Annotated in this window: 26 protein-coding genes; 18 read left to right on the forward strand and 8 right to left on the reverse strand. The window is 41.0% G+C overall.

From position 1 onward, the window contains the following. The first annotated feature begins 339 nt into the window (after positions 1–339). From rimJ to PSE83_RS02185, 4 genes are all read left to right on the forward strand, one after another. Positions 340–927: a ribosomal protein S5-alanine N-acetyltransferase gene (gene rimJ / locus PSE83_RS02170; protein ID WP_094962953.1), complete on the forward strand. Its 588-nt coding sequence runs from the start codon at positions 340–342 to the stop codon at positions 925–927. An 83-nt stretch (positions 928–1,010) separates the two neighbouring features. After that, the gene (gene murJ, locus PSE83_RS02175) at positions 1,011–2,549 is read left to right on the forward strand and encodes a murein biosynthesis integral membrane protein MurJ (protein WP_036957800.1); all 1,539 of its coding nucleotides are present in this window, start codon (positions 1,011–1,013) and stop codon (positions 2,547–2,549) included. Positions 2,550–2,909: 360 nt separating this feature from the next. Then, positions 2,910–3,146 carry a hypothetical protein gene (locus tag PSE83_RS02180; RefSeq protein ID WP_004255083.1) on the forward strand — a complete coding sequence of 79 codons (237 nt, stop codon included), beginning with the start codon at positions 2,910–2,912 and terminating at the stop codon, positions 3,144–3,146. A gap of 43 nt (positions 3,147–3,189) precedes the next feature. Beyond that, a complete protein-coding gene (locus PSE83_RS02185; RefSeq protein ID WP_004255079.1) occupies positions 3,190–3,762 on the forward strand; it encodes a helix-turn-helix transcriptional regulator in 573 nt (190 codons plus the stop codon). A gap of 20 nt (positions 3,763–3,782) precedes the next feature. Here the strand turns inward: PSE83_RS02185 and argS are convergent, their stop codons facing one another. Then, positions 3,783–5,513 carry an arginine--tRNA ligase gene (argS, locus tag PSE83_RS02190; protein ID WP_004255076.1) on the reverse strand — a complete coding sequence of 577 codons (1,731 nt, stop codon included), beginning with the start codon at positions 5,511–5,513 and terminating at the stop codon, positions 3,783–3,785. 165 nt (positions 5,514–5,678) lie between these two features. On the opposite strand from argS, the gene PSE83_RS02195 reads away from it, so the two are divergent. The 5 genes from PSE83_RS02195 (at position 5,679) to PSE83_RS02215 (ending at position 11,318) form a co-directional block, all read left to right on the forward strand. Further along, positions 5,679–6,233, forward strand: a complete 555-nt coding sequence (locus PSE83_RS02195) for a VOC family protein (protein WP_136134771.1) — start codon at positions 5,679–5,681, stop codon at positions 6,231–6,233. Between the two features lie 181 nt (positions 6,234–6,414). Then, positions 6,415–7,176, forward strand: a complete 762-nt coding sequence (gene cutC, locus PSE83_RS02200; protein ID WP_004255070.1) for a copper homeostasis protein CutC — start codon at positions 6,415–6,417, stop codon at positions 7,174–7,176. Positions 7,177–7,488: 312 nt separating this feature from the next. After that, entirely contained in the window at positions 7,489–9,912 is a 2,424-nt protein-coding gene (locus PSE83_RS02205) for a DMSO/selenate family reductase complex A subunit (protein ID WP_110591666.1), read from the forward strand. A gap of 10 nt (positions 9,913–9,922) precedes the next feature. Further along, positions 9,923–10,540, forward strand: coding sequence for a DMSO/selenate family reductase complex B subunit (locus PSE83_RS02210; protein WP_144139914.1), 618 nt, complete (start codon positions 9,923–9,925; stop codon positions 10,538–10,540). A 1-nt stretch (position 10,541) separates the two neighbouring features. Continuing rightward, positions 10,542–11,318 (forward strand): dimethyl sulfoxide reductase anchor subunit family protein, encoded by a 777-nt coding sequence (locus PSE83_RS02215; protein ID WP_094962961.1) that lies wholly within the window; start codon positions 10,542–10,544, stop codon positions 11,316–11,318. A gap of 55 nt (positions 11,319–11,373) precedes the next feature. Here PSE83_RS02215 and cmoB read toward each other — a convergent pair whose 3' ends face one another. The 5 genes from cmoB to PSE83_RS02240 form a co-directional block, all read right to left on the reverse strand. Next, a complete protein-coding gene (cmoB, locus tag PSE83_RS02220; protein WP_004255054.1) occupies positions 11,374–12,345 on the reverse strand; it encodes a tRNA 5-methoxyuridine(34)/uridine 5-oxyacetic acid(34) synthase CmoB in 972 nt (323 codons plus the stop codon). Positions 12,346–12,347: 2 nt separating this feature from the next. Beyond that, on the reverse strand, positions 12,348–13,097 hold the full coding sequence (cmoA, locus tag PSE83_RS02225; RefSeq protein WP_004255051.1) for a carboxy-S-adenosyl-L-methionine synthase CmoA: 750 nt from the start codon (positions 13,095–13,097) through the stop codon (positions 12,348–12,350). Positions 13,098–13,228: 131 nt separating this feature from the next. Continuing rightward, positions 13,229–13,627, reverse strand: coding sequence for an MAPEG family protein (locus PSE83_RS02230; RefSeq protein ID WP_004255048.1), 399 nt, complete (start codon positions 13,625–13,627; stop codon positions 13,229–13,231). A gap of 150 nt (positions 13,628–13,777) precedes the next feature. Further along, positions 13,778–14,182, reverse strand: a complete 405-nt coding sequence (locus PSE83_RS02235) for an NUDIX hydrolase (protein ID WP_004255045.1) — start codon at positions 14,180–14,182, stop codon at positions 13,778–13,780. A gap of 107 nt (positions 14,183–14,289) precedes the next feature. Further along, a complete protein-coding gene (locus tag PSE83_RS02240) occupies positions 14,290–14,613 on the reverse strand; it encodes a DUF4377 domain-containing protein (RefSeq protein WP_004255044.1) in 324 nt (107 codons plus the stop codon). Between the two features lie 510 nt (positions 14,614–15,123). Here PSE83_RS02240 and aspS point away from each other — a divergent pair. The 6 genes from aspS to ruvB all read left to right on the forward strand — a co-directional run bounded on the left by aspS (position 15,124) and on the right by ruvB (position 20,701). Further along, the gene (gene aspS, locus PSE83_RS02245; RefSeq protein WP_004255040.1) at positions 15,124–16,893 is read left to right on the forward strand and encodes an aspartate--tRNA ligase; all 1,770 of its coding nucleotides are present in this window, start codon (positions 15,124–15,126) and stop codon (positions 16,891–16,893) included. 5 nt (positions 16,894–16,898) lie between these two features. Further along, the gene (nudB, locus tag PSE83_RS02250) at positions 16,899–17,330 is read left to right on the forward strand and encodes a dihydroneopterin triphosphate diphosphatase (protein ID WP_004255036.1); all 432 of its coding nucleotides are present in this window, start codon (positions 16,899–16,901) and stop codon (positions 17,328–17,330) included. A 30-nt stretch (positions 17,331–17,360) separates the two neighbouring features. Then, the gene (locus PSE83_RS02255) at positions 17,361–18,104 is read left to right on the forward strand and encodes a YebC/PmpR family DNA-binding transcriptional regulator (RefSeq protein ID WP_004255032.1); all 744 of its coding nucleotides are present in this window, start codon (positions 17,361–17,363) and stop codon (positions 18,102–18,104) included. 268 nt (positions 18,105–18,372) lie between these two features. Then, entirely contained in the window at positions 18,373–18,894 is a 522-nt protein-coding gene (ruvC, locus tag PSE83_RS02260) for a crossover junction endodeoxyribonuclease RuvC (RefSeq protein ID WP_004255028.1), read from the forward strand. 162 nt (positions 18,895–19,056) lie between these two features. Further along, positions 19,057–19,674 (forward strand): Holliday junction branch migration protein RuvA, encoded by a 618-nt coding sequence (gene ruvA / locus PSE83_RS02265; RefSeq protein ID WP_004255023.1) that lies wholly within the window; start codon positions 19,057–19,059, stop codon positions 19,672–19,674. Between the two features lie 16 nt (positions 19,675–19,690). Further along, a complete protein-coding gene (gene ruvB / locus PSE83_RS02270) occupies positions 19,691–20,701 on the forward strand; it encodes a Holliday junction branch migration DNA helicase RuvB (protein ID WP_004255021.1) in 1,011 nt (336 codons plus the stop codon). Positions 20,702–20,805: 104 nt separating this feature from the next. On the opposite strand, the gene znuB is transcribed toward ruvB, so the two are convergent. Both znuB and znuC read right to left on the reverse strand, forming a co-directional pair. Beyond that, entirely contained in the window at positions 20,806–21,591 is a 786-nt protein-coding gene (gene znuB / locus PSE83_RS02275) for a zinc ABC transporter permease subunit ZnuB (RefSeq protein WP_094962966.1), read from the reverse strand. After that, entirely contained in the window at positions 21,584–22,351 is a 768-nt protein-coding gene (znuC, locus tag PSE83_RS02280; protein WP_004255015.1) for a zinc ABC transporter ATP-binding protein ZnuC, read from the reverse strand. The genes znuB and znuC overlap by 8 nt, the downstream gene beginning before the upstream one ends. 76 nt (positions 22,352–22,427) lie before the next feature. On the opposite strand from znuC, the gene znuA reads away from it, so the two are divergent. The 3 genes from znuA (at position 22,428) to lpxM (ending at position 25,840) form a co-directional block, all read left to right on the forward strand. After that, positions 22,428–23,387 carry a zinc ABC transporter substrate-binding protein ZnuA gene (znuA, locus tag PSE83_RS02285; protein WP_004255011.1) on the forward strand — a complete coding sequence of 320 codons (960 nt, stop codon included), beginning with the start codon at positions 22,428–22,430 and terminating at the stop codon, positions 23,385–23,387. A 20-nt stretch (positions 23,388–23,407) separates the two neighbouring features. Continuing rightward, positions 23,408–24,748 carry a murein DD-endopeptidase MepM gene (gene mepM, locus PSE83_RS02290; RefSeq protein WP_036957795.1) on the forward strand — a complete coding sequence of 447 codons (1,341 nt, stop codon included), beginning with the start codon at positions 23,408–23,410 and terminating at the stop codon, positions 24,746–24,748. A gap of 117 nt (positions 24,749–24,865) precedes the next feature. Further along, positions 24,866–25,840 (forward strand): lauroyl-Kdo(2)-lipid IV(A) myristoyltransferase, encoded by a 975-nt coding sequence (lpxM, locus tag PSE83_RS02295; protein WP_004255007.1) that lies wholly within the window; start codon positions 24,866–24,868, stop codon positions 25,838–25,840. Positions 25,841–26,205: the final 365 nt, after the last annotated feature.

A 26,205-nucleotide genomic window follows, 5' to 3' on the forward strand; every position in this document is an offset into this window, starting at 1 on the left:
CCATACTTCACTCTGTGACGGTGTTGACTGCGTTCGGCTCCTTGGGTCACATACTAGTGTATGCTCCCCAAGCTATCCTCTCTGGTCGCCTAGTCACAGAGCGAATTATTTAGAATATTGATAGGACCATACTTCATTTTGTGACGGTGTTGACTGCGTTCGGCTCCTTGGGTCACATACTTGAGTATGCTTCACAATGAAGGCATCTAGTGATGTATTCATATTTTAATTTACGTAACATATTTTTCGTGAATGAATTGTAAGCTACACTTTAACGTTCTAAGTTATTGGCTTGGAACTAAAGAAAATATCTGGCTTTTTATTAATTAAGGGTTAACGATGTTTGGTTATCGTTCAAATGTACCGAAAGTGCGTCTTGTCACTGATAGAATGGTTATTCGTTTGACTTACGAACGTGATAATTATCGACTAGCTGATTATTACAGTCTGAACAAAGACTTTTTAATTCCGTGGGAACCCATCAGGGACAACTCTCATTACCAGCCCGCTGGCTGGCATAATCGGTTACAAGTCATGAATGAAATGCATCGAGAAGGAAGTGCTTTCCATTTCTTACTATTAGATAAAGAAGAAAACGAAGTTATGGGGGTAGCGAACTTTAGTAATGTATTGCGCGGCTCATTTTATGCCTGTTACTTAGGCTATTCACTAGGTGAAAAATGGCAAGGACAAGGTCTAATGTATGAAGCGCTAACCCAAGCGATTCGTTATATGCAACAACACCAAAAAATGCACCGAATTATGGCAAATTATATGCCTCATAATATGCGTAGTGGTCATTTATTGACTAAGCTTGGCTTTGAACGTGAAGGCTATGCAAAGCAATACTTACAAATTAATGGTGAGTGGCGTGACCATGTATTGACGGCATTGACAGATAACACTTGGGCGCTGAATAAAGCCTAAATTCCTAATTTACTTTTCAATCGTAGTCAGTTGCAGCGCTCGCTGTTAAACTGATGCGATTGTATTCTTTTAGTCTATCAATCATGAATTTATTAAAATCGTTGGCGGCAGTAAGCTCCATGACCATGATGTCTCGTGTGCTTGGGTTCATTCGCGACGCCATTATCGCTCGAGTTTTTGGTGCAGGAGCCGCGGCGGACGCCTTTTTTGTCGCATTTAAGCTACCGAATCTTTTACGTCGAATTTTTGCCGAAGGTGCATTTTCACAAGCTTTTGTCCCAATACTGGCGGAATACAAAAATCAGCAGGGAGAAGAGGCCACTCGTACATTCGTCGCTTATATTGCTGGGATGCTAACCCTCGCTTTAGCGATCGTAACTATCCTTGGTATGATTGCCGCCCCTTGGATCATTTATGTTACTGCACCTGGATTTACTGACGATGCTGACAAATTTGCGCTGACGACAGATCTTTTACGAGTCACATTCCCTTATATTTTTCTGATCTCTCTGGCCTCTCTCGCTGGGGCTATCCTGAATACTTGGAACCGTTTCTCAGTCCCTGCATTCGCGCCAACATTGCTCAATGTCAGTATGATCATTTTTGCTGCTTTTGCAGCCCCATACTTTAACCCACCCATAATGTCATTAGCATGGGCAGTGCTGGTTGGCGGTGTTTTGCAACTGGTCTATCAGCTACCACACCTTAAAAAGGTGGGCATGTTAGTGCTACCGCGCTTATCATTTCGTGATAGTGGGGTTTGGCGTGTAATGAAAATGATGGGTCCCGCTATTATCGGGGTTTCTGTCGCGCAAATTTCTTTGATTATCAATACGATATTTGCCTCTTTTTTACAATCTGGTTCAGTATCATGGATGTACTACGCCGATAGGCTAATGGAGTTACCATCAGGGGTACTTGGAGTAGCTCTTGGAACGATTTTATTGCCATCACTTGCGAAAAGCTTTACGAGTGGCAACCAAAACGAATATCGTCACTTGATGGATTGGGGGTTACGCCTTTGTCTGCTACTGGCACTACCTTGTGCGTTAGGGTTGGCGATACTCTCTGAAGCATTAACCGTATCTTTATTCCAATACGGTAATTTTACGGCGCATGACTCACTTATGACACAATATGCCTTAATTGCCTATTGTGTCGGGTTAACTGGGATGATTTTGGTGAAAATTTTGGCACCAGGTTTTTATTCACGCCAAGATATTCGTACCCCAGTGAAAATTGCGATTGTCACGTTAATCTTAACGCAACTGATGAACTTAGCCTTTATCGGGCCATTACAACATGCAGGTTTAGCTTTATCCATTGGGTTAGCTGCCTGTTTTAATGCGGGAGTTCTCTATTGGCAATTGCGCAAGCAAGATATTTTTCAGCCTTTAGCGGGCTGGAAAGGGTTTATCGTTAAACTATTGATAGCGTTAATTGTAATGGGTGCCGTGCTATTTGGTGTCTTACATTTTATGCCGTCTTGGCAAGAAGGTAATATGCTGATGCGTATGCTACGTTTGATAGGCGTCGTGATTGTTGGTGCGGGAAGTTATTTTGTTGCTTTATACCTGCTCGGGTTCCGCCCTCGTGATTTTATGAAACGCAGTATTGCCTAATTAATAAGTATGTCAATGACCTTAAAAGCCCAATTTTAATGAGGAGAGCTCATAAAATTGGGCTTTTTTATCTATGTAATCTACGTAGTTAAGGTGCCAACAGGCATAAATTCTTTCCCTTCAATTTCTAATTATCTACTCAAATTTATTCTCTTTATAACTGAATTATTAATTTCAAAATTATTTTATGAAATTTCAATTAATTGTTTTTATTGATAAAAATAATATCCAGCTCTATTTCTGGGGTATATTTACTGGGTTGTTGTGACAGCAATTAATTTCAGGGGAGTATTCAATTTATTGAATATTATTTGTTGACTGATGTCAACGGAATGGCTATGTTATGTATCAAGGAGGTCGATGAAAAAACACCCAAATAAGCATGTTCAGGCAGCTATTGAATATGCGATAGAAAATGGCTGGGTCTGGGTTACAGCAGGAAACTCATCACATACTTTCTGCAAGTTACGCTGCGGTAACGCAGTGGGTGAACACAAAACACATATGATGAGTGTCTGGTCAACGCCAAAAGTTATGGAAGTGCATGCTAAACAGATAATACGTAAAGTGAATCACTGCATTGCTCTTTTAGGTTAATCCAAGCGGCTTAGGCCGCTTATTTATGTAAGATGGGGAAATTATGGCGCTATTTACTTTCACATTAACACTATCGGGTGTGACTGCTGATACGGAAGGCTTAGTTGATACCTTATTCGCCGCAGGCTGTTGCGATGCATTGGTGTGCTTTTATGGTAAATCGGTTTATTTAGAATTTGATAGGGAAGCGGAATCTTTTGATCTTGCAATTGAAACTGCGATTACAGATGTTGAAAGTACATCGCTGAATATAAAAGTGGAATCTATTGATTCCGCTTTGGTTGGGTTAAGTGATATTGCAGAATTGACAGGGCTAACCCGTCAAGCAGTGGCTTTGCTGAAAGATGGGGCTCGAGGTAAAGGCCATTTCCCTACACCCGTACAACGTTTGAAAGGGACATCCCCGTTATGGGACTGGGCGAGTGTTGCTGATTGGCTACAACAGAATAACCGTTTGTCGAATAACCCTGAACTTTATGAACAAGCAAAAATACTTTGTAAATGGAACTTAGTACTCCGTAATTGCGCAAATGAATATATCGATGAATTACAAAAACGAACAACAAAGTTAGCGAAACAGCGCAAACAAAAACGGCTCACCAAAGTGAACCGTTAATAGACTATTTATTGATTTGATTACATTCTTTCAACGGTTTCAATACCTAGAGTATCTAAGCCCGTTTTTAGTGTTTTTTGCGTTAATGCAGCCAATTTCAAGCGGCTTTGGCGCTGAGCTTCGTCATCGGCTGACAAGATAGGGCAGTGCTCATAAAAGCCTGAGAATAAACCAGCTAGTTCATATAAATAAGCACACATCACATGAGGTGTACCATCACGAGCAACAGTTAGAATGGTTTCTTCAAACTGTAACAAACGTGTCGCAAGCGCAATTTCACGTGGGTCTTGTAATGAAATAGGCAGAGTTAAGTCTGCATGGGTTAAATTGGCTTTCTTGAAAATAGAAGCCACTCGAGTATACGCATACTGCATATACGGAGCGGTATTTCCTTCGAAAGCTAACATGTTGTCCCAATCGAAAATATAATCTGTCGTTCTGTTTTTGGACAAGTCAGCGTATTTAACGGCACCAATACCGACAACATTTGCGACATTGAGCAATTCATCTTCAGGCATATCTGGGTTTTTCTCACGGATCAGCGCTTGAGCACGTTCAACCGCTTCATCCAGTAAGTCTGATAAACGAACGGTACCACCTGTACGAGTCTTAAATGGTTTGCCATCTTTACCTAGCATCATACCGAACATGTGGTGCTCAAGTGCCATTGATTCAGGGATATAACCTGCTTTACGGACGATGGTCCATGCTTGCATTAAATGTTGATGTTGGCGAGAGTCAATATAGTAAAGTGAGCGGTCAGCATGAAGGGTTTCATAACGGTATTTCGCACAGGCAATATCAGTTGTTGTGTACAAGAAGCCACCATCTTTTTTCTGGACGATCACGCCCATTGGTTCGCCTTCTTTATTTTTAAATTCGTCGAGAAAAACAACCGTCGCGCCTTCACTCTCGACAGCTAAACCTTTGGCTTTTAAGTCTGCAACAATACCGGGTAGCATACTGTTATATAAGCTTTCGCCCATCACGTCATCTTCGGTTAAAGTGACATTTAAACGGCGATAGGTTTCTTGGTTTTGCTGCATAGTGATATCCACTAATTTGCGCCACATTTGACGACAATATTCATCACCGGATTGCAGTTTCACAACGTAGCCACGAGCGCGGACTGCGAATTCTTCATCTTCGTCGTAGTGTTTTTTGGCTTCGCGATAAAATTCTTCGAGGTCGGCAAGTGCCATATCTGTGGCATCTTCATTTTGAACTTTCTCAAGATAGGCAATTAACATACCAAATTGCGTACCCCAATCACCGACGTGGTTGGCACGGATGACTTTATGACCAATAAATTCTTGAGTGCGTGCCGCAGCATCACCAATAATGGTGGAGCGTAAGTGGCCTACGTGCATTTGTTTCGCGACATTAGGCGCAGAATAGTCAATGACAATCGTTTCAGGCTTGACGGGCGCGATGCCTAAGCGCTGGGAAGCCAATGCCTCTTCAACATGCTTTTCAACCCAAGCCGGCTCAAGGAAAATATTAATAAAGCCGGGGCCTGCAATTTCAACTTTGCTGGCAATCCCTTCCAAATCTAAGTGATTAACAAGCTGTTCAGCCAGTTGTCGCGGAGCTATCCCCATCTTTTTAGCAGCGCCCATCACTCCATTGGCTTGGTAATCACCAAACTGAGCTTTAGCGGATTGACGCACAAGTGCATCACTGTCTTCTGGAGCACCCGCTGCTAACATCGCAGCACTAATTTTATCTGAAAGAATCGCCTGAATATTCACCGAATTACCTTAAATTACGAACATAGTTACCGCATTGTGCCATCACATGCGCATAACTAAAAGGTGGAAGAGAAAAATCGGCAGGTTTTATACCACATTTTGGGGCTCTCATGCTACAGTCTGCGCCACTGTTTAGCAGATAAGTTTTTGTAAAGGGGGCGTTAAGTGCCACAGTTTAGCAAAATTTCGCAATTACAAGATTTATGGGATGACCTACCTATATTCATAGGTAAATTACAACAGATGGCGCAAGAGATAAACGTATTATTGTCATCCTTTCCGATTGACCATATTTCAGTGCGTTGTCATCATATTACAACTGCAGAACGTTGGCACCAAGGGTTAATGCAATGTGCCCAACTTTTATCTGATAATATAATTAATGGCCGACCGATTCGTTTATATGAGCTAAGTGAGCCATTAAATATCGCGGGTCAAGATGTATTTATCATTGAGTTGCCTTTTCCAAAGGACAAAATTTACTCGAAAGAAAGTTGGGAACACATCGAAATGGTAATAGATGTTGAGCCGAATCAGCTAGAAACCGCAGCATTGCAGTTGTTACCTGAACCTTTACCCCAAGGGTATAGCATTAAAATGAGCCAACCCAAAGGGCAGCAAGAAAGGTTGCCAAATCCAACATTAGCAGTGTCAAATGGTGAGATAACAGTTAAATACCATCCATTCCCGCTAAAAAAGATAATTGAAAGTGAAAAATAAGTGATGTAATTAACGTTATTGATCAATAGTACCCGTTAACTTTTGGCGGTGTGATATCTATCCGATAACATTTTTTGATAAATGGCATTATTAGGCGAATTGTTAACGTTTAACATTAAATCTTTCATTATTTTTTGGGCACATAAAGCCAGTGTTTTATTGCTCTATTTCGGAGGTTGTCATGGCAAAACTGGAAATCTGTTGTTTCGGAATTGAATGTGCCCAAGTGGCTCAAGAATATGGTGCAGATCGTATCGAACTGTGCTCTGGCGCCGCTGATGGTGGTCTGACACCCAGTTATGGTTACCTGAAATTAGCGAAAGAGAAACTACATATTCCAGTTCATCCTATTATTCGTCCTCGTGGTGGCGATTTTTGCTATAACATCAGTGAGTTTGATGTGATCCGTGAAGATTTAATCATGATTAAGGAAATGGGCTTTTCAGGTGCCGTTATCGGTATATTGGATAGCGAAGGGCGTATTGATATCAACAGGATGCAAACGTTGATGGAAATAGCTCAAGGGATGAATATTACTTTCCACCGCGCATTTGATATGTGTATTAACCCATCGTTAGCTTTAGAACAATTAAAGGAACTCGGCGTGGCTCGCATTTTAACTTCTGGGCAGCAACAAAGCGCGGAGTTGGGCTTACCTCTCTTGAAAGAGTTACATGAAAAAAGCCAGCAAATCAATGGCCCACAAATTATGGCGGGTGCGGGCGTACGTTTAGCTAACCTCAGTAAATTCATGGAAATCGGTTTATCTGAGGTACACAGTTCCGCAGGGAAAACGGTACCATCAACCATGAGTTACCGCAAAGTAGGCGTTACAATGGCTTCTAATAGCGAAACCGATGAATTTACTCACTATTGTGTGGATGGCCCTACAGTAGAAGCGATGAAGGACTTTATTTCTATTACAGAAAAAGTTTCCGTTTAATTGCCGCTAGCCATAATACGCAGCTTTACTATTTACCTGCACGGCTTTGATATGGAAATTTTAAATAGATTGTTATTCACTAAGGAAAATCAATTAGTTGGTTTTTCTTAGTGTTTATTAGCTACCATGCAGTTAATTATTGCTAAAATAGTCGATAGAAATACTAATAATATGATTTATTTATCATTAATAGCTTAATTATTGCTTGTGTTGATGCATGTCAATTAACCACTTTTTTTATAAGGCTACTATCTAATTACTATAAGAATACTAAGTAATTCAATTTATAATAATTAATAAGGTAGCAATGTAATGATCAATAAAATCAGGGAAACAGCGCTGAGTAGGCGACAGTTTATTCAAACTTCTGCCTCTATCGCTACAACAACGGCTATCGCCAGCTCTATCTCTCTACCTTTTTCCGCTCAAGCAACACCAACCATCACAATTCAACCAGATGAAGTCAGTGAAAAAATCAAATACAGCGCATGCTTAGTTAATTGTGGCAGTCGTTGCCCACTTAAAGTACATGTGAAAGATGACGTCATTACTCGTATATCGAATGAAACCATGTATGACGACACTCAGTTTGGTTTACATCAAATACGTCCTTGTTTGAGAGGGCGCTCTGTTCGCTGGAAAACCTATAACCCAGACCGCTTGAAATACCCATTATTACGTACAGGTAAACGGGGAGAAGGCAAGTTTAAACGGATCAGTTGGGATGAAGCGACGACGATAGTGGCACAAAAATTGCGCTCAACTATTGATACATATGGCAATGAAGCGATTTACTATCAGTATGGTTCAGGATCTACCGGTGCTAATTTACAAGGACGTAATGCTTGCAAGCGGTTATTAAGCCAATTAGGTGGGTTTCTTGACCAACATGGAACCTACTCAACCGCACAAATAAACGGTGTTATTCCGTATGTTTATGGCAAGTTGGATGATTCGCTGTTATCTGAAATAGCCAATAGCGATTTAGTCGTCATGTTTGGCCATAATATCGCGGAAACACGGATGTCCGGTGGTGGGCAATTCTACGAAACCTTAAAAGCGTTGGAAAAAAGCCAAGCTAAAGTCATTATTATTGACCCACGTCGTACTGATAGCGTGACAACACTAGGTGCTGAATGGATCCCGATTTATCCGGGCACTGACGGTGCGCTTGTCGCTGCGATTATCCATACATTAATTAAAGAACAATTAACGGATGAAGCCTTTTTAGCTCAATACTGTGTGGGTTGGGATAGTCAGACACTCCCTGAGTCCGCACCAAAAAATGGTTCCTATAAGGATTATATTTTAGGGCTCGGTGATGATGGTATTGAAAAAACGCCGCAGTGGGCTAGCCAAATTACAGGCGTCTCACCAGCTCGTATTATTCAACTGGCTCGTGAGCTGGGTAATGCAAAAGCCGCGTGGATTTCTCAAGGTTGGGGGTTACAAAGAACGGCATCAGGTGAACAAGCTGCACGGGCTGTGATGATGTTACCCATTGTTACGGGGCATATTGGACGCCCAGGAACGAATGCCGGAGGATGGGGAGGAAACGTGGCGTATTCTGTGCCAGGTTTTGCTATTCCAAACCCAGTTAAAACCAAAATTCCGTGTTTTATGTGGACAGATGCGATAGCGCGCGGTACCGAAATGACCGCGACAAACTCGACACTGCTCGGTAAAGAACGACTTGAAACCAATGTGAAGTTTTTATGGCACTATGCGAGTAATGTCACGGGTAACCAACATTCTGACTTAAATAAAACCCACAAAATTCTAACGGATGAGTCCCTATGTGAATTTATTTTGGTTTGGGATACGCATATGACGCCATCGACTAAATATGCGGATTTAATTTTACCTGATGTGACCAGTGTTGAATCGAATGATTTAATTAATAACTCGTATGCCAGTGGTGCTTACCATTATGCTATCCGCCTACAAAATGCGATTACGCCATTATGGGAATGTCGCCAATCTTATGATGTTTTAACTGATATCGCTGAAAAACTGGGTATTAAAGACCAATTTACCGAAGGCCGTACACATGAGCAGTGGATAGAACATTGCTATAACTTGATGCGAGAAAAAAATCCACATTTGCCAACGTTCGAAGAAACGAATGACATGGGAATTGTTGATAGAAAATTGGCGAATAGTGCAGATTATATTGCTTTAAAACCATTCAGAGATTCACCTGAAACCTCACCATTACCAACACCATCGGGTAAAATTGAAATTTATTCAGAAAGGCTCGCTAAGATAGCGAAAGAGTGGGATTACCCTGCTGACCAGCGAATACCTGCTGTGCCTGAATATTGTGTAAATACTGAAGGCGTCGAAAACAAGCAAGCTAAACAAAAATACCCGCTGCAAATGACTGGCTATCACGATAAAGGACATGCGCATTCTTCATATTTTAATATTGCGATGCTACGCGAAGCCGTTCCGCACCAGTATTGGATTAACCCAATTGATGCGTCTGCTCGTGGTATTCAAGATGGTGATATGACTGAAATTTTTAATGACCGTGGACGTATGCATATTAAAGCAAAAGTGACAGAACGCGTATTACCCGGTGTGATTGCAGTTCCGCAAGGTGCTTGGCGAGAAGTCAATGAAGAGGGGGTCGATATTGGTGGCTGTATTAATACACTCACCACACAGCAGCCTTCCGCTCTCGTTAAAGGAAATCCGCAACATACTAACTTAGTTGACGTGAAACGTGCATAAGGAGTGACGAATGAAACAGTATGGTTTTTATTTTGACTCAACAAAATGCACAGGTTGTAAAACGTGTCAGGTGAGTTGTAAGGATGAAAAGGACCTTGATTTAGGGCCTAAATTCCGTCGGGTATACGAGTTTGGTGGTGGAAGTTGGCAACAGCAAGAGGGGATATGGCAACAGAATGTTTATAGTTACTATCTATCAATTTCCTGTAATCATTGTTCTAACCCTACCTGTGTTGCAGGTTGCCCAACCGGTGCAATGCATAAACGTGAACAAGATGGGTTAGTAGTAGTAGACCAAACCATTTGTGTCGGGTGCCGTTACTGCGAACTACGTTGTCCATACGGCGCACCACAGTATGACGAAAAGAAAAAATTGATGAGTAAATGCGATGGGTGCTATGAGCGGGTCGAAAAAGGGATGAAACCTGTTTGTGTTGAATCTTGTCCACAACGCGCATTGGACTTTGACGATATCAACATTCTTCGCGAGCGCCATGGCAATATTAGTGGGATTGCCCCCATGCCAAATCCAACTCTTACTAATCCTAATATTGTCATTAAGCCGCACAAGGATGCTAAACCTTGCGGTGACAAGAGCGGTAAATTACAAAACCCAGCAGAGGTATAACATGCACGAACTTCCACTCGTTTTTTTCACCGTATTGGGGCAGTCGGCAGCAGGTTTATATTTATTGGTATATGCGAGCCGAAAACTGGGCATGTTGAGCGAAACCCAATTGCGTCATGCCAATATAGCGGCATTTGTCATTATGATCATTGCGCTAGCCATCGGTGGGCTACACGTTGGGCAGCCTCTGCGCTTCTTTAATATGCTTTTAGGTGTAGGCCGATCACCAATGAGTAATGAAGCTTTGCTTAGTGGTATTTTTGTTGCTTTTGGGGCTGCAACTTTATTATTCACCTTGTTTATTAAAAATAAAGTGCTGAGTGAACTGTGTAATGTTGCCACGGTTATTTTTGGTTTGGCATTCGTCTGGTCAATTCCTCAAGTGTATAATATTGCGACGGTAGCCAATTGGTTTACTGTTTTCACAACCGTACAAATGTGGATGACTCTGTTAATTGCTGGTGGCGCATTGGCTATTCTATTCGGTGCTCAGCGGTTAGGGGCGATGGCATTTTTGATTGGTTCAATTATTATTTTTGCCACTCGTGCCGCTTATGTGTCATTTTTAGGCGAAACAGGACCAGAGATTAGTGCAGAACAAGCTGGTTTTTGGAGCTTCCAGTTAGTCGTATTAGCGGTGATGCTGTTCGTTTATCCGGCTCTGTTATATCGCGGAAGAAACTCATCTGTAATATTAGGCTTATGTGCGCTAGCCGTTATTTTAGCGGAGTTAGCTGGCCGAATTGCCTTCTATAATTTATGGCAAATAACAATGTAATATCTTGATAAAAATGAAATAAAATGCCTACGGCGTAATTGCCATAGGCATTTTTTTATGGTTTACGAGCAACTAAAATAGCGCGTAATGGTGCAGGGTAGCCCTCGATAGTTTTGGTTTTATCATTAGGGTCTAAAAATTCAGCCAATGAATCTGTTTTCATCCATTGTGTGCGGCGTTGCTCTTCCAAAGAGGTCACTTCTTGGTCAACAATCCGGACATCAACAAAACCACATTTTTCTAACCAAACTTTGAGCATTTTAGCGGAGGGAATAAAATAGACATTACGCATTTGAGCATAACGGTCACCGGGGATCAAACACTGAAATTCATCCCCCTCAATAGCTAGACTCTCTAAAACCAATTCACCTTCGCTCACTAATTGGTTCTTAAGTTGCCACAAATGGTCGAGCGGTGAACGGCGGTGATAAAGTACCCCCATTGAAAACACAGTATCAAATGCCTTTAACTCTGGCAGTTGTTCGATACCTAAAGGCAATAAGTGCGCACGTTGGTCATCGCCCAATAATTTTCTCACCGCCTCAAATTGGCATAAAAATAATTCAGTTGGGTCGATACCGACAACAAATTTGGCATCTTGCCCTAACATACGCCACATGTGATAGCCACTGCCGCAACCGACATCTAAGACATAACGGTCCTTTAGTGATGAAATATGGGGTAATACGCGATCCCATTTCCAGTCAGAACGCCATTCGGTATCAATATTCACACCATAGAGAGAAAAAGGGCCTTTACGCCATGGCATTAATTGTTCAAGAATATTATTCAGGCGCCGAGTTTCACCCGCAGTGAGCTCGGGTTCACGTGTAGCAGTCACGCTGTTGCGTAAATCTAAATCAGTTGGGACCATTACAGGTAGGTTATCTAGCATTTTTTCCCATGAAGAAAAACCACCGTGTAACCCTTGTTTTTTCCATGCTGAAAGTTGTGCCGGAAGCGTTTCAAGCCAATGACTTAGGGGGCTAACCGCAATTTGTTGGTAAAAACGACCAAAATCAATCATGCTTAGGCCTCTTTAACCGCTAACAGTGAACCAAAATTAAAACACTGGAACCAAACTTCACAGTGAGTAAACCCCGCATTTTTTAAACGCGCTTTATGTGCTTCAACAGAATCTGTGAGCATCACGTTTTCTAACATGCTACGTTTTTGGCTGATTTCTAATTCGCTATAGCCATTCGCCCGTTTGAAGTCGTGATGCATATTGAATAATAACTCACCGATTTCTTTATCTTCGAAGTTAAATTTCTCAGAAAGGACTAAAATACCGCCGGGTTGTAGCCCTTGATAAATTTTACTGAGTAATAATTGGCGATCTTCTGGGTTGAGAAACTGCAAAGTAAAATTGAGCACAACCATAGAGGCGTTTTCAATATTTACATCACGAATATCACCTTCTATAACTTCAACCGGTGTGTCAGCACGATAGGCATCAATATGGCGGCGGCAACGTTCAACCATTGCAGGGGAGTTATCAACAGCAATAATTTTGCTTTTTTCTACTGTAATATTACGCCTTATCGATAAGGTTGCTGCACCTAAAGAGCAGCCTAAATCGTAAACATGGCTGTTGGGTTTGACAAAGCGACCCGCTAGCATGCCAATCATCGTAATAATATTAGAGTAGCCTGGCACGGAGCGTTGGATCATATCAGGGAATACTTCAGCAACTTTTTCATCGAATTGCCAGTCACCAAGGTTAGCGATAGGCGCAGAGAAAAGGCGGTCTTTTGAGGTTGGATCCGAGTTTGACATAAGTTCTGTATTAATCAAAAACAAAAGTAGGGAAGGATTGTATCAGAAAGGCAGTCTACTGAAAATCAATCCATAAGCAATGAAATAATGAGCGGCACATTAATAATTCGTGCCGTTACAGAGAATAAAAACTAAAGATTAAATGAAACGATTTGTAGCCAAGGTAGGTAATAAGTATTGGCGATAACCATCAGCGCCATGGCAAGGTAAGTTGCTACCATGCCTGAACGGCGATATGAGTAATCGTGATTTTTTAAACCATAAGAGTGCAGTATTCGCCCTGCAATTAAGATCAAGCCACAAATATGAATCATCCACACTTGTGCGCCATTCATTTCCATTAAAAGTAATAAAATTAAAGAGATGGGAATGTATTCGATGGCATTACCATGAACGCGGATTGCGGTTTGTAACTCATAAAAACCGCCATCACCATAAGCTATACGGTATTGATTACGCAGCTTCACAACATTTAAGGATAATCTAAGCAGCAGTAAGGCACCCAGTACAGCGTACAAAGAGCTGACCATTTTTTACTCCACCATAAAACGAATCAAACTATGAAAACACCTAAAAATATAAGTTATAGTAATGGGTATTAACAATATTTGGTGAATTGTAAATCCTAAAAAGCCGTTCGACAAATGAAATCACAACTTTTTTAAGTAATCATATATGCTTTATTGAATTAATCCGTCTTTTTTTAATTGTGACAGAATGGTCACTGCCGTGCTTGAGCAGCGAGGTAAATCGTTAATGCTAAACCAATCCAATTCGGCAATCTCAGCAGCAGGATGGGGTTCGCCTCTATAGTCCGCAAAGTAGCAACGAATACGGACTTGCGTTCCATCTGATTTTCCATCAGCAGGGCCAATAAACTCGCCATAAAACCGGATAGAACTGATAACTAAGTCGAGTTTTAATTCTTCGGCAATCTCACGGCAGAGTGCTTGTACATCCGTCTCACCTTGTTCGCGTTTTCCACCGGGTATATAAAACAAACTTTTATTATGGGAACGCACCATCGCAATTTTGTGATCTGATAGGGTGATTAACCCAAGCTTATCGATGATTTTAACACTCATAATAGGGTCACTCTATTATTTACTGATGATAAAATAATTATGGTTATAAGTGAGTCATTAAGTAAACTGATAAAATTACTTAATGACTTAAATTAAATTTTTAAATGCTATTTCTTTTCAACGATTTTTATCAATTCATAACGAATACTTGGTGCATCAGCCGGTGGGTTAGGTACATCGAATTGCTTCACTTGTACAGTATAAGAGAAGCCTGGTTGATATTCGAAGCCTTGAATTGAGCTATAAAAAAGTTGCCAGTCATCACTTGGGTTTTCTTTCACTTTCATACACTTCATTGGGGCAACGCCCATACAATCAGCAAGTGAAGAATCAATATAAAAAGTTTTTGTATTATCAGTCTCTGCGGGTTTCATGTTTTGGCATCCAGCAAGTAGTACGAACATGGAAGTGGCAAGTAAAAATTTTTTCATGGGCAATCCTTAAACTGCAGATGATGATTAATTCAGCGTTATATCTATATATTGCGATTATAGCAAACTGAAAAAGGTAACGATTCTGAAATAGAAAGATTAATGATTAAAGAGGTATTTATTAATCAATAATTGAATTGGAATGCATTAAGTGGTGATTTTTTACTCAAAAAGGCTTCGAGCTGATGAAATAAACCTTTGCTGCAATATGTACATGGTGCGGATAGTCCCTTAAAATCGATAGGATCATCGTGATAGACGTCTATCTCGCTATTCAATTTTATTATTGTTGATTAGTAAAACAATAATTGATGAAAATATGATTAAAAACAAAATGGTTTACGCGTTATGTAGAATACGTAACTATTTGTCTAACAGAATTTCCTGTATAATGTCTGCCTTTTTGACATTCTGAATTTTCAGCCCGTGTTTCGCAAATAAATAGGGTTCAGCAAAATGCCAAAATCCCGCAGCAAGCAAAAGCACAACAGCTGAGTAAAAGGATATTGTATGCGTACTAATTATTGTGGGCAGTTAAACATCGCTCACGAAGGCCAAAAGGTCACTCTTAGTGGATGGGTAAACCGCCGCCGCGATTTAGGTGGTTTGATTTTTATCGATATGCGTGACCGTGAAGGTATCGTGCAAGTTTTCTTCGATCCCGATCGTAAAGACATATTTGAAAAAGCGTCAGAGCTGCGTAATGAGTTCTGTATCCAAATCACAGGGACAGTACGCGCACGTCCAGATAGCCAAAAAAATAAAGACATGGCAACGGGCGAAATTGAAGTTTTTGCTGAAGAACTGAATGTTTTTAATAAGTCAGAGCCACTGCCGTTAGATAGCAACCAAACAAATACAGAAGAGCGTCGTTTAAAATATCGTTATTTAGATTTACGTCGCCCAGAGATGTCTGACCGTCTGCGTACGCGTGCTAAAATCACCAGCTTTGTTCGTAACTTTATGGATAAAGAAGGGTTCTTGGACGTTGAAACGCCAATGCTAACCAAAGCAACGCCAGAAGGTGCTCGTGACTATTTAGTACCAAGCCGTGTTCATAAAGGTAAATTTTACGCATTACCGCAATCACCACAATTATTTAAACAATTGCTGATGATGTCAGGTTTTGACCGTTATTATCAAATCGTAAAATGCTTCCGTGATGAAGACCTACGTGCGGACCGTCAACCTGAATTCACCCAAATCGACGTTGAAACCTCGTTCATGACCGCAGAGCAAGTGCGTGAAATTATGGAACGTATGATCCGTAATTTATGGTTAGAGGTAAAAGGGGTTGATTTAGGCAACTTCCCAATCATGACCTTTGCGGAAGCTATGCGTCGTTATGGTTCAGATAAACCAGACTTACGTAACCCAATGGAGCTGGTGGATGTTGCGGATATCGTAAAAGATGTTGAATTTGCGGTGTTCTCAGGCCCAGCAAACGATCCGAAAGGTCGTGTTGCGGCTCTGAAAGTCCCCGGTGGCGCAGCTATGACCCGTAAACAAATCGACGAATATGGTCAATTTGTTGGTATTTATGGTGCGAAAGGCTTGGCTTGGATGAAAGTCAACGAGCGAGCTAAAGGCCTTGACGGTATTCAAAGTCCAGTTGCAAAATTCTTGAGTGAAGACGTGATTAACCAGTTATTAGACCGTACTGGTGCCGTTGACGGCGATATCTTGTTATTTGGCGCGGGCGCGAAAAATGTGGTGACCGATTCAATGGGTGCGCTACGCTTGAAAGTAGGTCGTGACTTTGAATTAACCGATTTAAATAGCTGGCAGCCACTGTGGGTGATTGATTTCCCAATGTTTGAAGATAATGGTGAAGGCGGGTTAACTGCGATGCACCATCCATTTACGTCTCCTAAAGATTTCTCACCTGAAGAACTGGCGAGTAAACCTGAAGAAGCCGTTGCTAATGCGTATGATATGGTCATCAATGGCTACGAAGTTGGCGGTGGTTCAGTCCGTATTCACCGCAACGAAATGCAACAAACAGTATTTAGTATTTTAGGTATTAATGAAGAAGACCAACGCGAAAAATTTGGCTTCTTATTAGATGCATTGAAATATGGTACACCACCACATGCAGGCTTAGCATTTGGTCTTGACCGTTTAGTGATGCTGTTAACAGGAACTGATAATATTCGTGATGTTATTGCTTTCCCGAAAACAACAGCGGCCGCGTGTCTAATGACGAATGCACCGAGCCATGCTAACCCGGATGCATTAACGGAACTTGCTATCGCTGTAGTTGCGAAAGACGAAGAGTAAGTTCAATGAAAAAATATAAGCGCCCAGAATCAGTATTAGTCATTATTGTGGCTCAAAATAGTGGACGGGTGCTTATGTTACGACGTAAAGACGACCCAGACTTTTGGCAATCAGTGACTGGAAGTTTGGAGCCTGATGAAAAACCGTATGAAACGGCGTGTCGTGAAATTAAAGAAGAAACAGGTTTTGAGGTTGAACAAAACCAGCTGCAAGATTTGTCGCACAGTATCATCTTTGAAATTTTCCCACATTTCAGGCATCGTTATGCACCCGATGTTACGCATTGCAAAGAACATTGGTTTAAAATGGTGCAAAGTGAAGAAAAAATGCCATTACTGACGGAACACAGCGAATATCGTTGGCTAGCACCAGATGAAGCGGCGAGCTTAACGAAATCCTGGAGCAACAGTCAGGCTATTTTAGAATTTGCTGTTTAATTATTTATTGACGTTTTTTGGAGATATTTCATGGCAGGTCATAGTAAATGGGCCAACACCAAACACCGTAAAGCGGCACAAGATGCTAAGCGCGGTAAAATTTTCACTAAAATTATCCGTGAATTAGTGACTGCAGCGCGTTTAGGTGGTGGTGATCCCGCAACAAACCCACGTTTACGTGCAGCGGTAGATAAAGCATTATCTAACAACATGACTCGTGACACCTTAAACCGTGCTATCGCTCGTGGTGTTGGTAATGATGATAACGATAATATGGAAACCATCATTTATGAAGGTTATGGCCCAGGCGGAACGGCTGTTATGGTTGAATGTTTAAGTGATAACCGTAACCGTACTGTTTCTGAGGTGCGTCATGCATTCACTAAAACGGGTGGTAACTTGGGTACAGACGGCTCTGTTTCTTACTTATTTACTAAACGCGGCGTAATCACCTATGCGCCTGGTGTTGATGAAGATGCGATCATGGAAGCGGCATTAGAAGCGGGTGCTGATGATGTTGAAACTTATGATGATGGCGCAATCGATGTTTACACAACGCCAGAAACTTTTGGTGAAGTGAAAGATGCATTAGATGCTGCGGGTTTCACCAGTGAAGCTGCAGAAGTCTCAATGATCCCATCAACTAAAGCCGAGTTAGATGCAGAAACAGCGCCTAAATTGTTACGTCTTATCGATATGTTAGAAGATTCAGACGACGTTCAGGAAGTTTACCACAATGGTGATATTTCTGACGAAGTCGCTGCCACACTGTAAGTTGTGAGGCACTAAATGGCGGCCTAGTCATTTAGCATAATCCGCGTAGAGAAAGCGGGCTGATGCAGCCTGTTTTCTCTAACGCCTTCGATGCTTTCCTTCCTTTTATTCGCTATACTTGGCTAAGTATCAGTGCCATAACTCGCCTTTATTATCACTATTCTGAATGTTGGATTTGATATTCAAATAGCTATTTGATTGAAATTGATAGTATTATGAAGCTTATTAGAACAACATGATTAATATAAAGAGGCATAAGTAAATTTATATGGCGATTATTTTAGGTATTGACCCTGGCTCTCGTGTTACGGGGTACGGTGTTATTCGCCAACAAGGCCGGCAACTACTGTATTTAGGTAGTGGTTGTATTCGTACACAAGTTGATGATTTACCAAGTCGTCTGCAACGAATTTACGCGGGCGTCTCGGAAATTATCACTCAATATCAACCGGATATATTATCCATTGAACAAGTCTTTATGGCGAAGAATGCGGATTCCGCATTAAAACTTGGGCAAGCTCGGGGAGTTGCGATTGTCGCCGCTGCAAACATGAATATACCCGTATTTGAATATGCAGCACGTCAGGTCAAACAAACGGTGGTAGGCACAGGAGCCGCAGAAAAAAGCCAAGTACAACATATGGTTAAATCGATTCTGAAGTTGTCAGCGAGTCCACAATCTGATGCGGCAGATGCTTTGGCAATTGCGATAACACATTGCCATTTCAATCAAAACCTTTTAAAAGTTGGCGACCCACGGTTAGTTTTAACTCGAGGTCGTTTAAGATAGCGAGTTTATCTTAAACAGAATTGCTTATTAATAAATAGCGCGTAGCTGGATATGCATCCAGCATTTTTTATGGTATAAACAACAGTATTAATGATAATAAACCAACCTGTTCAGGGTTTAGATAGTATGTTCAGGGGTTAGGTAGCAATAGAGGGCTTCAATGTGATAGGTCGTTTACGTGGTATTGTTTTAGAAAAGCAACCTCCAATCGTATTATTAGAACTACAAGGTGTTGGTTATGAAGTCCATATGCCAATGACTTGTTTCTATGAGTTGCCCGAAATTGGTCAAGAAGCGATTGTGTTCACTCACTTTGTTGTTCGTGAAGATGCTCAATTACTATATGGGTTTAATGATAAGCAAGAAAGGGCGCTATTTAAAGAGCTGATCAAAGTAAATGGTGTTGGCCCCAAATTAGCCCTCGCAATTTTATCCGGTATGTCTGCTCAACAATTTGTGTCCGCTATTGAACAAGAGGCTATAGCATCACTGGTTAAATTACCTGGAATTGGTAAGAAAACCGCAGAACGTTTAGTGGTCGAAATGAAAGACCGCTTCAAAGGCCTTAATGGGGATTTATTTAATCAAAATAGCGATATTAATCTGCCAAGTGTAAATAGCAAAGTACCAAATATGGCTGATATTGAAGCGGAAGCCGCCGCCGCACTGATTGCTTTAGGATATAAACCACAAGAAGCAAGCCGTATGGTGAGTAAAGTCGCAAAACCGGATAGTGACTCTGAAACACTGATCCGTGATGCCCTTCGTGCAGCACTTTGATTGAGAGATTTTTAATATGATTGAAGCCGATCGCCTAATAACTGCTGAAGTATTACAGTCAGATGAAGAAGCTATTGACCGTGCGATCAGGCCAAAGCTATTAAATGAGTACATTGGTCAACCTCAGGTTAAAGACCAAATGGAAATATTTATTCAGGCAGCGAAAATGCGAGGGGATGCACTTGATCACCTACTCATTTTTGGTCCCCCGGGGTTAGGTAAAACAACGTTGGCAGGGATTGTTGCGAATGAATTAGGCGTTAATCTACGTACAACCTCAGGGCCTGTATTAGAAAAGGCCGGCGATTTAGCTGCCATGTTAACTAATTTAGAGCCCCATGATGTCCTATTTATTGATGAAATTCATCGATTATCCCCAGTTGTTGAGGAAATACTTTATCCCGCAATGGAAGATTATCAGCTAGATATCATGATAGGCGAAGGACCCGCAGCGCGCTCTATTAAAATTGATCTCCCGCCTTTCACGTTAATTGGTGCAACGACTCGGGCAGGGTCGCTCACATCACCATTACGTGACCGGTTTGGTATTGTGCAACGTTTAGAATTTTATCAAGTTGACGATTTACAACATATTGTCAAACGTAGTGCCCAATACATGGGGTTAGATATCACCGAAGAAGGGGCTTTACAGGTTGCTATGCGTTCGAGGGGAACTCCACGTATCACCAACCGTTTGTTACGTCGTGTGCGGGATTTTGCTCAAGTGAAAGGTGATGGTTCAATTGATGGGCTAATAGCTAACCAAGCTTTAGACATGTTAAATGTGGATGCTGCTGGTTTCGATTATTTAGATAGAAAGCTTTTAGTTGCTATTATTGATAAATTTATGGGTGGCCCAGTTGGGGTTGATAACCTTGCAGCAGCTATCGGGGAAGAGCGTGAAACCATAGAAGATGTATTAGAGCCTTACCTTATCCAGCAAGGTTTTATTCAGCGCACCCCTCGAGGCCGTATGGCGACAGTTCATGCATATAACCACTTTGGTTTAACCCCTAAAGAAATTTGATTATATAAAATAAATAAGTATGGCCCCAATATTGTTATCAATATTGGGGCCATCTGTGCTAAAAACAGCGCGTGATGACTAAAATGCATAGCTTAAAGCTTAAATTAATTTTTCGCTTTTATTGTTAAGCTAAGTACGAATAGAACAGCCGATACCAATACGACAGACGGCCCAGCAGGGGTATCGTAGAAAGCAGAAAGTGTTAATCCACCAGTTACAGCAATCATACCAATTAAGATAGCGATAAAGGCCATTTGCTCAGGTGTTCGAGCAAAACGCCGAGCCGTTGCCGCGGGTATAATTAATAAAGACGTAATAATTAAAGCTCCGACAAACTTCATTGCAATGCCAATTGTTAGTGCGGTAACTAACATTAGTAATAAACGCAGTCTTTGAATATTAATGCCATCAACAAAAGCAAGTTCAGGGCTAACCGTTATGGACAAAAGTGCCCGCCAACGATAAAAAAGCAACCCGCAAACGACAATGACGCCAATAAAAATCGTTATAATATCTTCATAGCTGACTGAGAGTAAGTCACCAAATAAGTAAGCCATTAGGTCAACACGGACATTAGCCATCAAGCTAACAACGACTAAACCTAAAGACAGTGAACTGTGCGCCATAATACCCAGTAGAGTATCAACAGCAAGTTGTGGCCGCTTTTCTAGCCAAACTAAAATTAAGGCCAATAACAAAGTGACAGCAATAACAGCATAGAATGGGTTGATATTTAATAGAAGCCCAAATGCGACGCCTAGCAATGAAGCATGAGCTAATGTATCGCCAAAATAGGACATTCGGCGCCACACAACAAAAGAGCCTAAAGGACCTGCCGCAATGGCAAGTAGCATGCCTGCTACCCAGCCGGGTAATAGTAACTCAATCATGTTTGCAGTCCTTGCTGTGTTGGTGACCAACAATAATATTGCCTTCTAAATCATGTTGATGATTATGTTGATGACGGTATACACCGAGTTGTTGAGCACCACGATAACCAAACATTGCTACAAACTCAGGGTGGTTTGAAACAACGTCTGGCGCGCCAGAACAGCAAATATGGCCGTTAATGCAAAGTACTTTATCTGTTTTTGCCATCACGAGATGTAAGTCATGGGAAACCATTAATACAGCACAGTTCAGCTCAGTTCTTAATTGATTAATTAAGTCATATAGTGCAACTTGGCCTGTAATATCAACACCTTGAGCGGGTTCATCGAGCACTAACAGGTCAGGTTTATTGAGTAGGGCGCGAGCTAGTAAAACACGTTGAGTTTCACCGCCTGATAATTTTTGCATCGGTTGCTCGAGTAAATGTGTTGCTTTGACTCTTTCGAGTGCAGGTAACAAATGCTCTTTACGAGCACCGAGCTTTAATAACATAAAACGTTTAACAGTAAGAGGTAGCGTGGTATCCAGATGAAGTTTTTGTGGAACATAGCCAATAGCAAGAGAAGAAGGGCGCGTAATGGTACCTGATGTAGGGGCAAGTAGCCCAAGTACAACACGTACAATAGTTGATTTTCCAGCACCATTTGGGCCTAAAAGGGTTACGATGTCACCTTTATTCAGTTCAAAGGTAACATCGTTAAGGACCTGTTTTTCGCCAAATGAAACAGAAATTTTATTTAAAGTCAGTAATGGTTGCATATGAAAAACATCTTGCAGAATTTATTTTGTGTTATATTATAACATTTCAAAATCAAAATCACGGAAAAAGACTGCTATGATACATAAATCGAAAAACATTGCCTGCAAATTTCTTTTCGGGGCGGTGGCGACCTCCGTATTAAGTGCAACTATGGTATCAACTGCTAATGCTGATGTTGTAACGTCAATTCGCCCACTGGCCTTTATTGCCGCAGGGATTGCCGACGGTGTCACTGAGACACAAGTTTTATTACCAGATGGTGCTTCACCTCATGATTATGCACTTAAACCCTCTGATTTGAAAAAAATTAAACAGGCTGATCTATTCGTATGGGTTGGACCTGATATGGAAATGTTTTTACAGAAGCCAATCAATACATTACCACAGAATAAACGCCTAGCATTGGCTGAGCAGAAAAACATTAAGCCACTACTTATGGCGGAGTCACATGAAGATGAACATGATCACGAACATGGAGATGAAGCTAACCATGACAAGGATCACGAACATCATCACCATGGTGAGTATAATATGCATATCTGGTTATCCCCAGAAATTGCAAATTACGCTGCGCAAGATATTTATGAGCGTTTAGTAGAGCTTTATCCTGAACAAAAAAATAAGCTAGACGTAAACCTTCGTAAATTCAAAGAAAATATGACGCAAAATGATCAGAAAATTGCTAATATTTTGCAGCCAGCTAAAAATAAGGGTTATTTTGTTTTTCACGACGCTTACGGTTACTTTGAAAAACACTATCAATTAGCTCCATTAGGGCACTTTACGATAAACCCAGAAATACAACCTGGCGCGCAGAAATTACATCAAATACGAACACAATTGGTTGAGCACAAAGCGCAATGTGTTTTTGCTGAGCCACAATTCAGGCCTGCTGTGATTGAAAGTGTAGCACGAAATACGGGGGTGAAAATGGGAACTCTCGACCCACTAGGAATTGGGCTGGCGATAGGGCCAGATAGCTACATGCAGTTTTTGACTCAATTATCAGAGCAATACGCCAGCTGCCTGAATTAAAAATAGAAGGAATTGTTTAAGTGCAGCAAATGGCCAAAAGTCTGGCTCAGGTATACGGTAGCCTGTCTAGGACACATAAAATTGTATTAAGTACGCTCACTGTAGCGACTATGGCCGTCGCAATTTGGCGGCCAGTTCATGTACCAACGACAACTGAAAATGATGGCACACCGGATACCATCATACCGCTCTCATTATTACCTGCAAGTGATGCTACCGACGATATAATTCAAGACAGTAGTGAACAGCTACCTGATGAAGGCCTTGCTGATACCGAAGCTGAAGCAATAGAGACTGGGGGAGAAGCTGCGCCTCTCCCCCATGAATATGTTGTTGCAAGTGGTGATAACTTAACGACTATTTTAACTCAATTCGGTATTGAAGCTGGGGATGTTGCAACGCTATCTAACCAACATAAGTCATTGAGAAACCTTAAAATAGGCCAATCCTTAAATTGGTCTTTAACAGAACAGGGTGAGTTAGAATCATTGACTTGGGATGTTTCTCGCCGTGAGACCCGTGTTTTTACTCGTGTTGGAACTTCAAATAAATTTGAAGAAACCAAGCAAATTCGCGAAGGTGAATGGACTAACAGTGTTTTAAAAGGTACGGTTGACGGTTCATTTGCACAAAGTACAAACAAAGCGGGCTTAACACGTAACGAAGGCCGTGAGGTGATTAAAGCCTTACAATGGCAGGTTGATTTCAAAAAATTGAAAAAAGGCGATAAATTCAGTGTGTTAATGAGCAGGGAAATGCTTAACGGGCGCAGTGAGCAGAGCCAACTCATTGGTGTTCGTCTGCAAACTAATGGGAAAAGCTATTATGCTTTTCGTGCTGAAGATGGGCGCTATTATGATAGCGAAGGGAATGGCTTAGAACGCGGTTTCTTACGTTTTCCAACCGCTAAACAGTTTAGAGTGTCTTCACAATTCAATCCTCGCCGAGTTAACCCAGTTACTGGGCGTGTAGCACCACATAAAGGCGTGGACTTCGCAATGCCTGTTGGCACGCCAGTACTTGCTGTTGGTGATGGTGAAGTGATTGTTTCAAAATACAGCGGCGCTGCAGGCAACTTTATTGCTATCCGTCATGGGCGTCAATATACCACTCGTTACATGCATTTACGCCAATTGTTAGTTAAGCCTGGGCAAAAAGTTAAGCGTGGTGATAGAATTGCGCTATCAGGTAATACTGGGCGTTCGACCGGGCCTCATCTACATTTTGAAATGTGGGTGAATCAACAAGCAGTAAATCCACTTACTGCGAAATTACCAAGTTCTGGTGGTTTAACAGGAAAAGAGCGTAAAGAATATTTAGCGCTAGTAAAAGAAACGAAACCACAACTTAAACTACAGTAACTTAAGTTTCTATTTTATCGCTGGCAGGTACTTGTATCTGCCAGTTTTCTTTGTAATGCTCCCGTAAACTATTATTATAAGCTATAGAGAGATAGCTAATATTCACTTGAGTACAGCATGAATAAAGATCAAGACACTGATAGTAAAAAAGGCTATATGCCAACTTTTCACCGTTCTTATCTATTACCTAAATATTGGGGGGTATGGTTAGGAGCGGGTATTTTGGCAGGATTGGCTTTCATTCCGGTTAAAATCCGTGACCCTTTACTCGCTAAAATAGGAAAATGGGTTGGGCGATTGGCTAAAAGTGGCCGTCGTCGTGCCAAAATTAACTTACTTTATTGTTTTCCTAAATTGACAGAACAACAACGAGAAGAATTAGTTGATCGTATGTTTGAAACCGCACCACAGTCTTTTGTTATGTTGGCAGAGCTATGTCTTCGTGGTGCAAGTAAAACGCTAGCTAGAACGCATTGGCATAATCAAGAAATTATAGAGCGCTTAAAACAGCAGCAAAGCAATGTTATTTTTATGGTTCCTCATGGCTGGGCCGTTGATGCACCAGCGATGTTATTAGCAGCAAAAGGCCAGAAAATGGCTGCAATGTTTCATCACCAAAAGAACCCAGTTGCAGATTATTTATGGAATAAAGCGAGATACCATTTCGGGGGGCGCTTGCATTCAAGAGAAGCGGGTATTAAGCCTTTTATTGCTTCTGTTAGACAAGGATATTGGGGGTTTTATCTTCCAGACCAAGATCATGGTGAGGAGCATAGCGAATTTGTTGATTTTTTTGGTACATATAAGGCAACATTACCTGCAATCGGTAGGTTAATGAAAGTTTGTAAAGCGAAAGTTGTGCCACTATTTCCCGTTTATGACCATAAAACGCATCAATTGCATATTTTTATCCGTGAACCAATGGATGATATCGATGGTAAGGACGATAAGTATATTGCACGAAGAATGAATGAGGAGCTGGAATATCTGGTTTCCCCGAACTTAGAACAATACACATGGATACTAAAGCTATTAAAAACGCGAAAAGAGGGAGAAATAGAACCTTATCAGCGAAAAGATCTTTACCGTTAGTGTCCAGATCTACAGAATAATTTTTGAGCCATTACCTTTTGAGTAATGGCTTTTTTTTGTCTAAAAGTGTGCTCATCATAGAAATATACACTTAATACCCATAATTTTGAAAAGCTGGGTACCATTATTAATGGTGTATAGTTATTTAATTTATTTTTATATTTCTTGGTTTTATTATTAGGCTGTTTTTAGTTACTTGTATTGATCTTTTCGAGAGTATAAGAGAACTGATAGCTTTACATAAAAAAATATCCCCTATTAAAAATGATTATCGATATATCAAAATAAATAACTTAAAAACTTTTAAATATATGAGTAAATAAGGAATGGTATGTAAAAGTATTTATTAACGATAAATAAAATAT

The sequence above is a fragment of the Providencia sp. PROV150 genome, assembly GCF_028481025.1.
Taxonomy (GTDB): domain Bacteria; phylum Pseudomonadota; class Gammaproteobacteria; order Enterobacterales; family Enterobacteriaceae; genus Providencia; species Providencia hangzhouensis.

Excerpts from the sequence above, each read along its gene's own strand:
- rimJ (WP_094962953.1), top strand. The coding sequence starts at position 340 with ATGTTTGGTTATCGTTCAAATGTACCGAAAGTGCGTCTTGTCACTGAT.
- murJ (WP_036957800.1), top strand. The coding sequence starts at position 1,011 with ATGAATTTATTAAAATCGTTGGCGGCAGTAAGCTCCATGACCATGATG.
- PSE83_RS02180 (WP_004255083.1), top strand. The coding sequence starts at position 2,910 with ATGAAAAAACACCCAAATAAGCATGTTCAGGCAGCTATTGAATATGCG.
- PSE83_RS02185 (WP_004255079.1), top strand. The coding sequence starts at position 3,190 with ATGGCGCTATTTACTTTCACATTAACACTATCGGGTGTGACTGCTGAT.
- cutC (WP_004255070.1), top strand. The coding sequence starts at position 6,415 with ATGGCAAAACTGGAAATCTGTTGTTTCGGAATTGAATGTGCCCAAGTG.
- PSE83_RS02205 (WP_110591666.1), top strand. The coding sequence starts at position 7,489 with ATGATCAATAAAATCAGGGAAACAGCGCTGAGTAGGCGACAGTTTATT.
- PSE83_RS02210 (WP_144139914.1), top strand. The coding sequence starts at position 9,923 with ATGAAACAGTATGGTTTTTATTTTGACTCAACAAAATGCACAGGTTGT.
- PSE83_RS02215 (WP_094962961.1), top strand. The coding sequence starts at position 10,542 with ATGCACGAACTTCCACTCGTTTTTTTCACCGTATTGGGGCAGTCGGCA.
- cmoB (WP_004255054.1), bottom strand. The coding sequence starts at position 12,345 with ATGATTGATTTTGGTCGTTTTTACCAACAAATTGCGGTTAGCCCCCTA.
- cmoA (WP_004255051.1), bottom strand. The coding sequence starts at position 13,097 with ATGTCAAACTCGGATCCAACCTCAAAAGACCGCCTTTTCTCTGCGCCT.
- PSE83_RS02230 (WP_004255048.1), bottom strand. The coding sequence starts at position 13,627 with ATGGTCAGCTCTTTGTACGCTGTACTGGGTGCCTTACTGCTGCTTAGA.
- PSE83_RS02235 (WP_004255045.1), bottom strand. The coding sequence starts at position 14,182 with ATGAGTGTTAAAATCATCGATAAGCTTGGGTTAATCACCCTATCAGAT.
- PSE83_RS02240 (WP_004255044.1), bottom strand. The coding sequence starts at position 14,613 with ATGAAAAAATTTTTACTTGCCACTTCCATGTTCGTACTACTTGCTGGA.
- aspS (WP_004255040.1), top strand. The coding sequence starts at position 15,124 with ATGCGTACTAATTATTGTGGGCAGTTAAACATCGCTCACGAAGGCCAA.
- nudB (WP_004255036.1), top strand. The coding sequence starts at position 16,899 with ATGAAAAAATATAAGCGCCCAGAATCAGTATTAGTCATTATTGTGGCT.
- PSE83_RS02255 (WP_004255032.1), top strand. The coding sequence starts at position 17,361 with ATGGCAGGTCATAGTAAATGGGCCAACACCAAACACCGTAAAGCGGCA.
- ruvC (WP_004255028.1), top strand. The coding sequence starts at position 18,373 with ATGGCGATTATTTTAGGTATTGACCCTGGCTCTCGTGTTACGGGGTAC.
- ruvB (WP_004255021.1), top strand. The coding sequence starts at position 19,691 with ATGATTGAAGCCGATCGCCTAATAACTGCTGAAGTATTACAGTCAGAT.
- znuB (WP_094962966.1), bottom strand. The coding sequence starts at position 21,591 with ATGATTGAGTTACTATTACCCGGCTGGGTAGCAGGCATGCTACTTGCC.
- znuC (WP_004255015.1), bottom strand. The coding sequence starts at position 22,351 with ATGCAACCATTACTGACTTTAAATAAAATTTCTGTTTCATTTGGCGAA.
- znuA (WP_004255011.1), top strand. The coding sequence starts at position 22,428 with ATGATACATAAATCGAAAAACATTGCCTGCAAATTTCTTTTCGGGGCG.
- lpxM (WP_004255007.1), top strand. The coding sequence starts at position 24,866 with ATGAATAAAGATCAAGACACTGATAGTAAAAAAGGCTATATGCCAACT.